Source organism: Pseudomonas sp. D8002, from assembly GCF_013385695.1.
Classification (GTDB): Bacteria; Pseudomonadota; Gammaproteobacteria; order Pseudomonadales; family Pseudomonadaceae; genus Aquipseudomonas.
Window position 1 is genome coordinate 10,269 of sequence record NZ_JACAPM010000016.1, and the last position, 13,756, is coordinate 24,024.

15 protein-coding genes are annotated in these 13,756 nt (G+C 63.9%); 13 read left to right on the forward strand and 2 right to left on the reverse strand.

Annotated elements, in window-relative coordinates:
• Positions 1-245: 245 nt before the first annotated feature.
• A complete protein-coding gene (locus tag HX807_RS09805; RefSeq protein ID WP_134326973.1) occupies positions 246-1,010 on the reverse strand; it encodes a tetratricopeptide repeat protein in 765 nt (254 codons plus the stop codon).
• 48 nt (positions 1,011-1,058) lie between these two features.
• Here HX807_RS09805 and HX807_RS09810 point away from each other — a divergent pair, with 48 nt between their 5' ends.
• The 13 genes from HX807_RS09810 (at position 1,059) to HX807_RS09870 (ending at position 10,064) form a co-directional block, all read left to right on the forward strand.
• Positions 1,059-1,625 (forward strand): type III secretion protein, encoded by a 567-nt coding sequence (locus tag HX807_RS09810; protein WP_177049808.1) that lies wholly within the window; start codon positions 1,059-1,061, stop codon positions 1,623-1,625.
• A 31-nt stretch (positions 1,626-1,656) separates the two neighbouring features.
• A complete protein-coding gene (locus tag HX807_RS09815) occupies positions 1,657-1,887 on the forward strand; it encodes a hypothetical protein (RefSeq protein WP_003208330.1) in 231 nt (76 codons plus the stop codon).
• A gap of 9 nt (positions 1,888-1,896) precedes the next feature.
• On the forward strand, positions 1,897-2,334 hold the full coding sequence (locus HX807_RS09820) for a hypothetical protein (protein WP_003208328.1): 438 nt from the start codon (positions 1,897-1,899) through the stop codon (positions 2,332-2,334).
• 4 nt (positions 2,335-2,338) lie between these two features.
• Positions 2,339-3,121: a type III secretion system inner membrane ring lipoprotein SctJ gene (gene sctJ, locus HX807_RS09825; RefSeq protein ID WP_003208326.1), complete on the forward strand. Its 783-nt coding sequence runs from the start codon at positions 2,339-2,341 to the stop codon at positions 3,119-3,121.
• Positions 3,118-3,735: a hypothetical protein gene (locus tag HX807_RS09830; protein WP_003208324.1), complete on the forward strand. Its 618-nt coding sequence runs from the start codon at positions 3,118-3,120 to the stop codon at positions 3,733-3,735. Before sctJ ends, HX807_RS09830 begins: the two co-directional genes overlap by 4 nt.
• Complete coding sequence (locus tag HX807_RS09835; RefSeq protein ID WP_008433162.1) at positions 3,728-4,306, forward strand: FliH/SctL family protein; 579 nt, start codon at positions 3,728-3,730, stop codon at positions 4,304-4,306. Before HX807_RS09830 ends, HX807_RS09835 begins: the two co-directional genes overlap by 8 nt.
• Positions 4,303-5,625 (forward strand): FliI/YscN family ATPase, encoded by a 1,323-nt coding sequence (locus HX807_RS09840; protein WP_003208321.1) that lies wholly within the window; start codon positions 4,303-4,305, stop codon positions 5,623-5,625. Before HX807_RS09835 ends, HX807_RS09840 begins: the two co-directional genes overlap by 4 nt.
• Before the next feature lie 192 nt (positions 5,626-5,817).
• Positions 5,818-6,267, forward strand: coding sequence for a hypothetical protein (locus HX807_RS09845; protein WP_102606212.1), 450 nt, complete (start codon positions 5,818-5,820; stop codon positions 6,265-6,267).
• Entirely contained in the window at positions 6,264-7,265 is a 1,002-nt protein-coding gene (gene sctQ / locus HX807_RS09850; protein ID WP_008433160.1) for a type III secretion system cytoplasmic ring protein SctQ, read from the forward strand. The genes HX807_RS09845 and sctQ overlap by 4 nt, the downstream gene beginning before the upstream one ends.
• Positions 7,262-7,915 (forward strand): type III secretion system export apparatus subunit SctR, encoded by a 654-nt coding sequence (gene sctR / locus HX807_RS09855; RefSeq protein WP_003208316.1) that lies wholly within the window; start codon positions 7,262-7,264, stop codon positions 7,913-7,915. The genes sctQ and sctR overlap by 4 nt, the downstream gene beginning before the upstream one ends.
• Positions 7,916-7,925: 10 nt before the next feature.
• Positions 7,926-8,195 carry a type III secretion system export apparatus subunit SctS gene (gene sctS / locus HX807_RS09860; protein WP_003208314.1) on the forward strand — a complete coding sequence of 90 codons (270 nt, stop codon included), beginning with the start codon at positions 7,926-7,928 and terminating at the stop codon, positions 8,193-8,195.
• Positions 8,196-8,201: 6 nt separating this feature from the next.
• Positions 8,202-9,014 carry a type III secretion system export apparatus subunit SctT gene (gene sctT, locus HX807_RS09865; protein WP_003208312.1) on the forward strand — a complete coding sequence of 271 codons (813 nt, stop codon included), beginning with the start codon at positions 8,202-8,204 and terminating at the stop codon, positions 9,012-9,014.
• A gap of 3 nt (positions 9,015-9,017) precedes the next feature.
• Positions 9,018-10,064 carry an EscU/YscU/HrcU family type III secretion system export apparatus switch protein gene (locus HX807_RS09870; RefSeq protein ID WP_003208311.1) on the forward strand — a complete coding sequence of 349 codons (1,047 nt, stop codon included), beginning with the start codon at positions 9,018-9,020 and terminating at the stop codon, positions 10,062-10,064.
• 146 nt (positions 10,065-10,210) lie between these two features.
• Here HX807_RS09870 and HX807_RS09875 read toward each other — a convergent pair whose 3' ends face one another.
• Positions 10,211-13,681: a hypothetical protein gene (locus HX807_RS09875; RefSeq protein WP_177049809.1), complete on the reverse strand. Its 3,471-nt coding sequence runs from the start codon at positions 13,679-13,681 to the stop codon at positions 10,211-10,213.
• Positions 13,682-13,756: the final 75 nt, after the last annotated feature.

Sequence of the window (13,756 nt, forward strand, 5' to 3'; positions counted from 1 at the left end):
CAAAAGTAAGCAAAAGGTCTTTGCCCCACCACTCGGCACCTCGCTTAGGCTCGGTGTGCCCTCACTCCGGCTTTGGACCGTGGGCCGCCGCGATGGGCCATCCTTGGCCCAGCGCGGCTAACCCGGCGTCCTGCCGGGTTACCCACGCTCCAAAGCCTGCGTTCGGCCAGCGTGGTTTAACGGGGCCTGATAGATCAAAAGCAACGTCAAAAGCAGGGCAACAGCAAGATCAAAAGCAGTTGGATTTAGTGCGTATCCACCAGCCCCAATTCCCGCGCTTGCGCAATCGGATCGCTGATGGCTTTGATGCGGTTGGCCTCCGTGATCAGGCGTGCGCGCTCAGCCGCCGGTATATCGTCCAGCGGCAAGCTGGCCACTCGTTGTTCGTATCCCGCCAATACCAGCACCAGCAGCTCATTACGCTGATGCCGTGGCAACGCGCGGGGCGATTGGGTGACGGGGGCGATGGTGTCCAAGGCCTGCTGCGCCTGGCCGCCAAGGGCGTAGGCCAGGGCCAGGTTGCAGCGGCTGTCGAGGTCGTCGGGTTGCAGGCTCAGGCTTTTGGCGAACGCGGTTTGTGCCGCGACGGCCTGGCCGTTCAACACCTGGGCAATGCCCAGTCGGGTGTAGGCGACCGGCGACTGGCTGGCCTCGGCGGCCTGGCCCAGGGCGGTCACGGCGCGTTGGCTTTTGCCAAGGCGCAGTTGCGCGGTGCCCAGTCCCAGCAGGGCGTCGGCGTTGTGGGCTTGAAGGCCGAGGGCCTGTTGGAAGGCGCGCTCGGCACCGACCGCGTCGTTGCCGTCGAGCCGTGCCTGGCCGAGTTTGAGCCACAAGTCGATGCTTGCGCCCGGTTGCTGGGCCGCACGTTCGTACAGCGCCGCCGCGCTGGCGTAGTCGCCGCGTTTGTTCAGGTCGTCGGCCAGCTTCAGCGAGCGGTCGGAATCGCTCGGCGCAGTATTGGAACAGGCAGCCAGCAACAGGCTGCCGGCAAGCAAAAAGTGTTTGGTCATCGTCACAACTCGTTGGGCGAAGGCGGACGTCATGTAAGCATATTTTCCATGGCGCTCCTATGTCTGTCGGTGCTGTTGGGTGCCTCGATCGCCCACGCCGACGAAGAGCCCGAATGGTTCGCCAAACCCTACGCCTATGTGCTGGTGGACCAGGACGTGCGCGCCGCCCTCGAAGAGTTCGGCCACAACCTCGATATCCCGCTGGTGCTCTCCGACAAGGTCCGCGGCAAGGCCCGCAGCACCGTGCGTGCAGCCACCGCCGGGGAGTTTTTGCAGACGCTGTGCAGCACCAATGGCCTGACCTGGTATTTCGACGGCAACCTGCTGTACCTCAATGCCAGCGATGAAATCACCACCAGGCTGTTCAAGGCCAACGCCCTGAACCTGGATCAGTTGCAGGCCTATCTGAACAACCTCGATGTGTTCGGCCAGCAGTTGTCGATGCGTAACGGCCCCGAGGGCGATGAAGTCTTCGTCTCCGGGCCGCCGCCGTACCTGGCGCTGGTCCAGCAGCATGTGGATCACCTGCAGCCCAAGGCCGCCGCGCCTATTGTGGCGCGCGAGCACGGCGTGCGGGTGTTTCGCGGCGCCCAGGTGAGCACTGAAACCCCTTGATTCACCCCAACCCCAGTAAAGGAGCATGACCATGTCCGTAACCGCCGTAGACAGCAACCTCGCCCCCGGTGGCGCCAGCCCTGAAGCCAAGTTCAACGCCGCGGTGGACAACGCCAAGAGCGCCGATAAACCGGAGATGACCGACGCCGAATTCACCGATGCCCTGATCACTCAGGCAGTCACCATCGGCGGCCAATTCATCATCATGCCCAAGGCGCAGGAAATGCTGAATGACGCCATGTCCGATGACGACGAAGAGTAGGGCGTACCCATGACCATCAGTCTCGCTGCCAGCGCCACGGCCTTGCCGCCGTCCGCCGGCGCGGGGCCCGCCGGGGCCTCGCAGAATCTGTTCGAGCACATGGCCAATACGGCCAAGGGCATGCCCGAGGGCGCCAGCCCCCATCAGATCGGCTCGGGGCTGATGGAGCGCCTGAACAGTTTTATCGACCGCTCCCGGACCTTTTCCGAGCGGGCCGATTTGCTCACCAATAACCCCTCGGCGCCGCCGCAAGTGGCCGCTGCGGATATCCGCACCTCGGGTGCCTCGCCCACCGCAGAACCGGGCAAGAAAGTCGCCGAGCAGCAGGTCGACCAGATCGTCCATTCACTGGGCAAGATGTTCGACTACTCCATCGAAACCCAGATGGTGGTGCGCGGTGCGACGCAGATTTCCGGTTCCGCCAACACGCTGCTCAAGGGTCAATAACGCCATGCCAAGCCCGAATCGTGCCCTGCGCCTGCTGCTGATCGGCGTGCTCGCCAGCCTCTTGCAGGCCTGCGACATGGACCTCTACACCAACCTCAGCGAGCGCGACGCCAACGCCATGGTCGCGGTGCTGCTGCGCGACGGCATCCCGGCGACGCGCAAGGTGCAGGACAACGGCCAGTTGAAAGTGGTGGTCGACGAACAGCGCTTCGCCGAGGCCATGACCCTGCTGGACAACGCCGGCCTGCCGCAGCAGAGCTTTTCCAACATGGGCGAGGTGTTCAAGGGCAATGGCCTGGTGTCGTCGCCGGTGCAGGAGCGGGCGCAGATGATCTATGCCTTGAGCGAAGAACTGTCCCACTCGGTGTCGCAGATCGACGGCATCGTCTCGGCGCGGGTGCACGTGGTGCTGCCGGACAATGACCTGCTCAAGCGGGTGATTTCGCCGTCGTCGGCCTCGGTGCTGGTGCGCTACGACCCGGGCACCGACATCAACACGCTGATTCCGCAGATCAAGACCCTGGTGGCCAACGGCATTTCCGGCCTGAGCTATGACGGTGTGTCGGTGACCGCGATCAAGGCCGCGGTGTCCATCAGCCAGAACCCGGCGCAACCGCGACTCGCGCGTTTCATGGGCCTGTGGCTGTTGGAAGACAACCTCAACCAGGCGCGGTTGCTGTTCGGTGGCTTGCTGCTGCTCGCCCTCGGCGCGGGTGGTGTGTTGGCCCGCCAGCAATGGGCGCGGCGCCAGGCCCAGGCGTTGTATGTGCTCAAGGAGGGTGAATGAGCCTGGTTGAGCGTTGGCAGGGGCTGATCGCCCAGCCGTTGCAGTTTGTGCGCGAGCAAAGCCTTGGCGAGTGTTTTGGCGAAGGCCTGCCGGTCGAGGTGCTGCAAGCCCTGCATGGGCAGCCGCGTTTTCGCTCGCGGCTGGAGCAACTGCTGGCCAGCCATTATCAGCTGGCGCCGCTGGCGCATCTGGTCACGCCGCCCGCCGCTGATTTGCCGGTGCTGCTGCTGAGCCCGGCGCAATTTGCGCGTCTGCCCAGGCTGTGTGGTGCGATCTGGCATGGCTCGACCCTGAGCCGGGAGATCCGCCGCGAAGTGGTCAATGAATTGCGCGAGGGCCTTGGCCAGGAAGCCTTTGCCCTTGCCCTCGCGCACCGGCAGTTGGGCGGCGCGGCCGACCTGCTGCGCGAGCCCGCCGAGTTGATCGACGCCATCGACCGCGATGGCCTCACCTGTGTCGCTGCCTGGCTGCAAGCCCAGCCTGCCGAGTTGCAAGGCTGGCTGCCCCTGCGGTTTGTCGCACCCAAGGGCTACAGCGGGCGCTTGCCCCGCGACCTGGAGATCGTCCAGACCGTCGCCGCCCGGTTACTCGCCGAGGAGCTTGCCCATGAGTGAATTACCCAGCCGCCCAGCCGCGCGGATTTTGCGCGCCGATGAAGCGGCGTTATGGACCGATGGCTTTGCCTTTGTGCAAGCCGCCAGGGCGCACGCCGAGCAGATCAAGGCCGACAGCGACCAATGGCTGCACACCGCCCGCGCCGAGGGTTTTGAAAGTGCGCGCCGCGAAGGTGCCGAACAGGTTGCACAGTTGCTGCTGGAAACCCAGGCCCAAGTCCAGCATTACCTGGCCGGGCTTGAGGCGTCGCTGGCGGACCTGGCCCTGGGCATCGTGCGTGAAGTACTCGGCGAACTGGATGACACCGACCGCGTGGTGCGTTGTACACGCCAGGCCCTGAGCGCGTTTCGCCAGGGCCAGGCCTTGACGTTGTGGGTGCCGCCCGCCGAAGTGAATGCCCTGCGCCCACAGTTGCTCAAGGACGGCATCGCCGTGGAGGCCGATGCGCAACTGGGCGCCGGCCAGGCCCGCCTGAGCAGCCCGGCGGGTTCGGTTGAGCTGGGGCTGGAGGCGCAACTGCAAAGCCTGCGCCGCAGCCTGTTGCCCTTTGCCGAAGAGGGCGTGGCATGAACCTCGATCAACTGCTGCCGCGCCTGACCGAGCGGCTGTCCCAGGCCCGCTTGCGTCCGATGCAGGGCACGGTGCTGAGCATTCGCGGGGTGTTGCTGCGGGCCAGCGTGGCGGGCGCGAGCATCGGTGAGCTGTGCCACCTGCGCGACCCGGTCAGTGGTCGCAGCCTCAGCGCCGAAGTGATCGGTTTTGATGGCGACGAAGCGATCCTGTCGCCCATCGGTTCCATGGAAGGCCTGTCGACCCGCACGCAAATCACTGCCACCGGCGAAAGCCTGGGTGTGGCCGTGGGCGATGCGCAATTGGGGCGAGTGATCAGCCCCATGGGCGAGTTTCTCGACGGTGACGGTGTACCGCCAACCCTGAACCTGCAGACCTACCCCTTGCATGCCGAGCCACCGGCCCCGTTCTCCCGGCAATTGATCGTGCGCTCCATGGCGTTGGGCATCCGCTCCATCGACGGCTTGCTGACCCTCGCCCAGGGCCAGCGCATGGGCATCTTCGGCGAGCCCGGTGTGGGCAAATCCTCCTTGTTGGCGAGCATCATCCGCAACAGCGAGGCCGATGTGATTGTCATCGGTTTGATCGGCGAGCGGGGCAGGGAAGTGCGCGAACTGCTGGACGTGCAACTGGACGCCACGGCCCGCGCACGCACCGTTGCTGTCGTCGCCACCTCCGACCGCCCGGCCGCCGAGCGGGTGCGCGCGGCATTTGTCGCCACCACCCTGGCCGAGTACCACCGCGACCAGGGCCGCAATGTACTGCTGTTGATGGACAGCCTCACGCGGTTCGCCCGCGCCCAGCGCGAAATCGGCCTGGCCGTGGGTGAACCGCCGACCCGCCGCGGTTATCCGCCGTCGTTTTTTGCCACCTTGCCCAAGTTGCTCGAGCGCGCCGGCCCGGGCCCTGCCGGCAGCATCACCGCGCTGTACACCGTGCTCACCGAAGGCGACGCCGCCAGCGATCCGGTGGCGGAGGAAGCGCGTTCGATCCTCGACGGGCATATCGCCCTCAGCGCCGAACTGGCGCAGCGCAACTATTTCCCGGCGGTGGACGTGCTGCGCAGCCGCAGCCGCTTGATGGAGCAGGTCGCCGGTGACGAACACAAGCGCCTGGCGATGCGCATCCGTGAATTGATGGCGCGCTACGGCGAGATCGAAATGCTGATCCGCGTCGGCGAGTACTCCGCCGGCAGCGACCCGCTGGCCGACGAAGCGATCACCCGCCATGGGGCAATCGAAGCCTTCCTGCGCCAGAGCGCCGACGAACCCAGCAGCCCCGAACAGACCTTGATCCGCATGCGCCAGGTGCTGGCATGAGCCCGAAAGCGCAGCAAGCTCCAGTGTGGGAGCTGTCGAGCTTCAGCGAGGCTGCGATGGCGTCAGCACAGCCAACATCAATGTTGCCTGACCCACCGCTTTCGCAGCCTCGCCGGGGCTCGACAGCTCCCACATTCGATCTTCATGCACTCAGTGAGTGCGCTGTTGGTATGACGATGGAGAAAAGAACCGATGAAGACTGAACAACTGCGCACCCTGCAAACCCTGCGGGTGCTGCGCGAACAGCGGGCGGCGAGCCAGTTGGCGGCGCAACAGCAACGCTGCGCGCAAACCCGCGGCGCCTTGACCGACGCCAAGGAACAACTGCGCCTGCACCGTGAGGCCGTTGCCCATGAAGCCGGCGAGATTTACGCCTCCCTCACCGAAGGCCTGTCGGTGGCCAGTTGGCAGGCCGCCCAGGATCGCCTGCGGGGCTTGGCCGACGATGAGCAGGTGCTTGAAGGCGACGTCAGCCACGTGTCCAGTACCCTGCAAACCCAGGAGCGTGAGCGTGAGCTGTTTCGCCAGGAGCGCCTGAGCCGCCAGCGCCAGTCCGATGCCTGGCAAAGCCTGCTGGACGGGCGTGAAAGCAGCGAACGGGTGGCCGGCGAGCTGCGTGAAGAACAAGGACTCGGCACATGATCGTGGCCCTTGCCGACCCGTTGGCGCCCTGGCTTGAGCACTACGACCCGGCGCTGCTCACGCTGCATAACCAATTGCACCGCCGGCGGCATGCGTGGCAGGGCCGCTGCGCCGGGCAGGATCTGAGCGTCGCCTGGGCCGCCGATCCCCAGCCGCTGAAAACACCCCGGGATGTGTTGCTGTTGCTCGGCCAGTCACCGGTGCGCTTGCGACTCTCGGCTGCCGCCCTGGAACAAGTACTGGTGCCGCTGGCGTTGCAGTTCGACGCGCAAGTGCTGCCGGCATTACCGCGTTCGCTGCTGCTGGAACTGGCCGTGCTGGACCTGATCGAGCGCCTCGAACCGTTGCTCGGCCACCCCGTGCAACTGCTCGAAACCAGTGACGACCTGCGGCCTTATGCAGTGCATCTGGCGCTGACATTGACCTTCGGCAACAACCCGCCAATGGCCGCCCAACTGGACTTGAGTGAAAGCGCTGCAGTGCTGGTGGGCCAGTTGCTGGACCAGCACGGCCAGATCGACGCCGACCCGTTGCCGGCGTTGCGCCACACGCTGTCAGTAGTGGCCGGGCGGCAATGGTTGAGCCTCGGCGAGCTGCGCAGCCTGCAGCCCGGCGATGTGCTGATGCTCGAACCCGGCAGCGGCTGGCTGCTGGACCTTGAGGGCCGCCTGCAAGCCCGCTGCCAGCGCGACGGCTCGTCGCTGCAGGTGCAGGAACCTCTGAACACGCCCCTTTTGGACATGGAGAACACAATGACTGACGTCGATGCCGCCGCGGCCCTGGACGATTTGCCCCTCAAGCTGGTGTGCCAGGTCGGCAGCCTGGAACTGACCCTGGCGCAACTGCGGGAACTGGGGGCGGGCAGCCTGCTGCAACTGAATACGCCGACCGTGGATGGCGTCGACCTGATGGTCAACGGCCGTCGCGTCGGCCAGGGCCAACTGGTGAAAATCGGTGACGGCCTGGGCGTGCGCCTGCTGAGTTTCGCCACCCCATGACCGGTTATCAGCCGAACCTGATCGAGATCATCCTGGTGGTTGCCACCATCGGGTTGATCCCGTTGGCGGTGGTGACCCTCACCGGCTTCATGAAAATCTCGGTGGTGCTGTTCCTGATCCGCAACGCCCTGGGCGTGCAGCAGACGCCGCCGAACCTGGTGCTGTACGGCATCGCGCTGATTCTCTCGGTGTACGTCACCACGCCGTTGATTGGCGACATGTACCGCCAGGTAGAGGGCCGCGACCTGAATATCGAGCACGTCGAGCAACTCAAGGACCTCGGCGACGCCTTGCGCCCGCCGCTACAGGCGCACCTGGCACGGTTTGCCAACGAGTCCGAGCGCGGCTTTTTTGTGCAGGCCACCGAGACCATCTGGTCGCCGGAAGCCCGTGCCGACCTGCGGGATGACGACCTCGTGGTGCTGATCCCGGCGTTTGTCAGTTCGGAGCTGACCCGGGCCTTCGAGATCGGGTTCCTGTTGTACATCCCGTTCCTGGTGGTGGACTTGCTGGTGTCCAACGTGCTGATGGCGATGGGCATGTCGATGGTCTCGCCGAACCTGATTTCGATCCCGCTGAAAATCTTCCTGTTCGTGTCATTGAGCGGCTGGTCGCGCCTGATGCACGGTTTGATTCTGAGTTACGGCTGAGGCACGACCCATGGGCCAGGACGTTTTCCTGTCATTGATGAAACAGGCACTGATGACCGTGCTGATGCTCTCCGCGCCTGCGCTGGGGGTGGCGATCATCGTGGGTTTGAGCGTGGGCCTGTTCCAGGCGCTGACCCAGATCCAGGACCAGACCCTGCCCCAGGTGGTGAAGCTGGTGGCGGTATTGTTGACTATCGTGTTTCTCGGCCCGGTGCTGGCCGGGCAAGTGGCGGAACTCGGCAGCCAGGTGCTGGACAATTTTCCCTTGTGGACGCGCTGACCGCCCATGGATGCCAGCCTTACCGCACAGTTTCTCGAAGTCGCCTACCCGGTGATCAGCTCGGCCTCGCTGGCGGCCTGCCGGGCCATGGGCGTGGTGGTGATCACCCCGGCGTTCAACCGCCTCGGGCTCACCGGGATGATTCGCGGCTGCGTGGCCGTGGCGATTTCGATCCCGATGTTCATGCCGGTGTTCGACGCCATGACCTCGATGCCCAACCACGGCAGCCTGTTTATCGCCGGGTTGCTGATCAAGGAATTCCTGATCGGCATCCTGATCGGCCTGTTGTTCGGCATTCCGTTCTGGGCGGCGGAAGTGGCGGGGGAGTTGATCGACCTGCAGCGCGGTTCGACCATGGCGCAACTGGTGGACCCGTTGTCCACCGGGGAGTCGAGTGTGATGTCCACCTTGCTGACGGTGATGTTGATCACGCTGTTCTTCATGTCCGGCGGTTTTATCCTGATGGTCGACGGTTATTACCACAGCTACCAGCTGTGGCCGGTGACCGCGTTTACCCCGGTGTTTGCCAGCTCGGCGTTGCTGGCGGTGCTGTCGATTCTCGACCAGATCATGCGCGTCGGAGTGCTGATGGTGTCGCCGCTGATCATCTCGCTGCTGGTCACTGATTTGATGCTGGCGTACCTGTCGCGGATGGCGCCGAACCTGCATATTTTCGACCTGTCGTTACCGGTGAAAAACCTGTTTTTCTCGATCCTGATGGTGATCTATATCGGCTTCCTGATTCCGTTGATGCTGGACCAGTTGGCGGAATTTCGCGGCACGGTGGAGCTGCTGAAAACCCTCGCGGGCATGGAGTAGCGCATGGGCGATACCAGCGAAGAGAAGTCCCAGCCGGCCACGGATAAAAAACTCAAGGACGCGCGAAAGAAAGGCCAGGTCGCCAAGAGCCAGGACTTGGTCTCGGGCATGGTCATCCTGTTCTGCACCCTGTGCATTTCCATCCTCGCGCCCCGGGCCCAGGCCCAGGTCACGGCGCTGATCGACCTGACTGCGCAGATCTACATCGAACCCTTCGCCACGGTTTGGCCACGGGTGCTGGACCATGCCGAGCAACTGGTGATCGGCATTACCCTGCCGGTGATGGCGGTGACCACCGGGGTGGTGATCCTGACCAATATCATCACCATGCGTGGCTTTGTGTTTTCCGTGGAGCCGATCAAGCCGGAGTTCAAGCGTATCAACCCGGCGGAAGGCTTCAAGAAGCTGTTTGCCCTGCGCAACTTTGTGGAATTCATCAAGGGCCTGATCAAGGTGCATGTGCTGGCCGTGGCGTTCTACGTGGTGGGGCGGCATGCGTTGCAGGCGTTGATGGAGTCGTCGCGGTGTGGCGCGGGGTGTATCGAGTCGACGTTTTTCCTGGTGCTCAAGCCGCTGGTGTTTACCGTACTCGCGGCCTTCATCCTGGTGGGCGGGGTGGATGTGTTGATGCAACGCTGGCTGTTCGGCCGCGACATGAAAATGACCCGCAGCGAGACCAAGCGCGAGCGCAAGGACATTGACGGCGACCCGTTGATCAAGAGCGAACGGCGTCGGCAGCGCCAGGAGATGCAGGCGCTGGCCACCAAGCTGGGGTTGGGCCGGGCGTCGATGATGATCGGCACCACCGATGGCTGGGTGATAGGCGTGCGTTATGTGCGTGGTGAAACGCCGGTGCCGGTGGTGGTGTGCCGCGCTTCGCCGGAGGAAGCGTTGGGGATGTTGCAGGAGGCGTTTGACTTAGGGATACCGCAAGCGCCGGACAAGGGCTTGGCGGAAGCGATTGCGCGCAAGACGGTGCCGGGGGATCCGGTGCCGGATGCTTCGTTCCAGGCGGTGGCGGACTGGTTGGTGGCGGCGCGGTTGATCTGACGATCTTGAGCCGAACACCGATCAAAATGTGGGAGCGGGCTTGCTCGCGAAGGCGGTGTGTCAGTCACTGAAAATGTTGACTGACACACCGCCTTCGCGAGCAAGCCCGCTCCCACATGGGTTCTGCCGGGTGTCAGGGAGTTCAGTTATGGCTTGTCCACATCATGGTACTCACCCCCATACCCATCCCCCACCCGCCAGATAATGTCGTGGTTCTCATTGGTCCATTCCGACGGTTTCAGCGAGTACTTGTAGTCCTCTGAGTTACGGTTATTCCCGTCCCCGATAAAGTCCGGGTGGTCCCGCCGATGGTCGCCCCCGCGGATACTCGACCGCGCATCCCACTCTTCCTTGCGGAAATCAAAAATGCTCTGGTCCTGCGGTGCATCCCGCTGGCCCCAGTCGGACAGGTAGGTCTGCAACCACACGTACGCTTCATCCCCGTTGGGCTTGAGCAGCCCGTCCTGCTTGAAGTCCTGGATCTGGTCCCAGTTCTGCATCGAGATCTTGTGCAGCTTGTGGGACTGCACCGTGCTCAAGATCGCCCCGACAAACGACAACGCGCCGGAGATCAAGAAACCCACCGGTCCCAGGAACGGAATGATCCGCCCGGTCACCCCCAGCGTGCCCAGCACGCCGCCGGCCGCGCCCACCAGGCTGCTGACACCACCGGCCATCGACAGTGAGCCCGAGGCGATTTTCACCGGGTCTTTCTCGCGCACACCATCACGCAAGGTAAACGCCGCCTGCACCACACTGATCACGCCGCCTGCCACGTCGGTGGCCATGCCGATCACCTTGATCGCGCTGCTGGCGAACTTCGCGCCAAAACCGGCCCCGGCCACGCCGCCGCGGCTGGCAATGCCTTTTTCAATGCCTTCCTGGATCTTCGCCGCACCTTCGTCGCTCCAGCCGCCGCTGTTGAGGGCCTTGCCCACGTCCTTGCCGTCGTCCATGGCCTGGTCGACGATCTCGAAGTACTTTTTCTGCACCGCCTCGGCGTCCTTGGGCAGCGCGTGGTACCCCTCGCCAGGCTTGGCCCACAGGTCGGGCAGGGAACGGTCGAAGCCCATCAGCTTGTAGGCGTTGGTGCCGCGCAATTTGTCGTAGACCTTCAGGCCCAGCGTGGCGAAGTGCGAGCCGGTGCCGAGGAAGCCGAGGAAGTCGTTGGCGATGCCCAGGCGCTTCATCGGCGTATCCGCCAGCTTGCCGCCTTGCCCGGCGAGTTGGTAGACGATACGGCCCATGCCGATTGCGCCGCCCACAGAGCCGAGTACGCCGTTGTCCTTGAGGAAGTTGAGGTTCTTCACGAACGAACTGCGGTTCTCTTCGCTGAGGCCCGGCATGATCTCCTTGCTCACGGCCTTGTCGATGTCGCTGAAGCTGATCACGCCGTTTTTCTGCCAGGTGTCGCCGAGGGAAATCATCGCCTTGCCGAAATCGGCGGCGGCGTTTTTGTCCTTGAGCAGTTGGTCGACGAACTTCGAATACACACCCAGCGCCTGGCGCGGCAGGCCGTCGGCACTGCCCTTGAGCATCGACAGGATTGCCATGGTGTTGTCGGTGGTGGCCAGGGCGGTGTTGTCGTCGGAGATCTTGGTGGGATCGTCCATCAGCTTTTCAACGGCATCGGTGTAGCCGTCGATCTGCAGGTTTTGCAGGAAGTTGTCGGCCTTGGCCGGGTCGATATCGGCCAGGGCGGTGTAGGCGGTCTGGATTTCCTGGGTGGCCAGTTCGGTCTTGCCGCTGTCCTGCAGGGACTTGATGTACTGGGTGAAGTTCTCCGAGGAGGTGCTGTCGATCAGGCGCTGCCTGGTCTCATCGACCTTCGCCTGGCCGCCGTCGACCTTGCCCAGGGCTGCGTCGTGGTTGGCCTTGATGTCGTGCTGGATGGTCGAGTCGCCGAGCAGGTCGTTGATGGTCTGGTCGATGGCCTTGGTGTCGAAGATGTTGTCGCGTACGTCCCGCGAGGTCACGTCGATGGGCGTGGTGGCGATGCCCTGGTTGCCGAAGCCGTGCTCGGGAATGATCGACATGCCGTTGTCGGCCATGCTCCTGGCTTCCACCGCCCGCAGGAACTTGGCGCGCGGGTCGTCCTTGCCGATGCTGCCGTCCTTGACCCCGGCGCGGTAGCTGTCCACCAGGGTCTTCATCGACAGGTCCTGCACCGACAGCGGGTTGCCGCCTTCATCTTTTTCGGTGGTGGTGAGGTTGTCGACGGAGACGTCCTTGAGGGGCGGCAGGCCGTTGTCGGTGCGCAGCTTGTCGACGTCGGTGGTTTGCGCGGCGATGTCGCTGCGGTAGCTGGAAATCTGCTCGAACATCTGTGGATTGCTGTCTTCCGACACCACGATTTTCTCTTCGCTGCCCCCCGGCTTGTGCTGGGTGAAGGCGATCAGGCCCGGGCCATAATCACCGGCGCCGCCGACGCTCATGATGTCTTCGGTGGAGGCCAGGTAAGCGTCCGGGGCGGCGAGGGTGTAGCCGTCGCCCTTGGCCTTTTCGATGCCGGCCAGGGTTTGGCCCTTGCTGGTGTAGGCGGCGAAGGCTTCGGGGGTGATGTCCTTGGACACCACCAGCAGTTTGCCGTCGGCCTGGTTGACCACCAGGATGCCGTCCATGGGCGCGTCGACCTTGCTGATGTCGCCCAGCTTCAGGCTGGCCTCGTCCTTGCGCAGCAGTTCCTGGCCGGGCAGGGACTGGGCGTTCTTGATGTAGTCGAAGGCCTGCGAGCCTTCGCTGGCGTGCACGGCGTGGAGGAAGTTGTAGAAGGTGCCGCCCGCGTTGGGGTTGGGGTTGCCGAGGTCGGCGCCGGGCTGCGGCAGGTCGGCTTCGGACTTGCTGATCGCGTACTTGTGGCCCTGGTGTTCGAACAGGATCACTCCGGCGCTGCTGTCTTCGGACACCACTTTCAACTGGCTGAAATCGAGGTCGCCCGGCAGGCTGGTGACTTCTTCATAACCTTTGGATTTGCCGTCATTGAGGGCTTCCTTGGTCACCCCGGCCTGGGTGTAGGTGCTGAACGCCTGGGGCGTGAGCAATTCGGAAATGACCAGAGTCTTGCCGTTTTCAAGGCTGACCTTGAGGATGCCGTCTTCAGCCTTGCCCACGGATTTGATGTTGGCCAGGCGCACGCCGTCGCCGTCTTCGCGCAGCAGTTGCTGGTCGGGGTTCTTCAGGCTTTCGACGATGGCCTTGCCGGCCGGGGTGCCCTGGGTTTCGGCCAGGGTCTGGAGGAAGGTGTACAGCGGGGTACCTTCGTCGGGCCCGCCCTGGTTGACCGGGGCTACGGCATGGCCGAAGCGCAGGTTCTTCAATACGTCGAAGCCGTCCTGGGCGTTGGCCGCACCCTCGGCGCTGATCTTGTATTTGGCGCCGTCCTGTTCGAAGTAGATCACCCCGGCGTCCTTGTCTTCGGAAATGACCTTGAGCTTGTCGATGTCGAGTTTGGCCGGGAGGGCGGTGACTTCCTTGTAGTCCTCGGGCTTGACGGTTTTGTCGCCCGGCCCGGTGCTGGCAAGGATTTTGGCTTTGTTCAGGACGGCGTCGAAAACCCGCTCGGGAGCGTTGGGTTGATCGACGCGGGGCGACGCGGATTTTTCGGGGCGGGTGATCATCGGTTCAGTCCATGTGAGGGGCGCACGAGGACTCGATAGTAGGGGCTGCAAGCGAGTGAAAACGGGTTCGTTGGC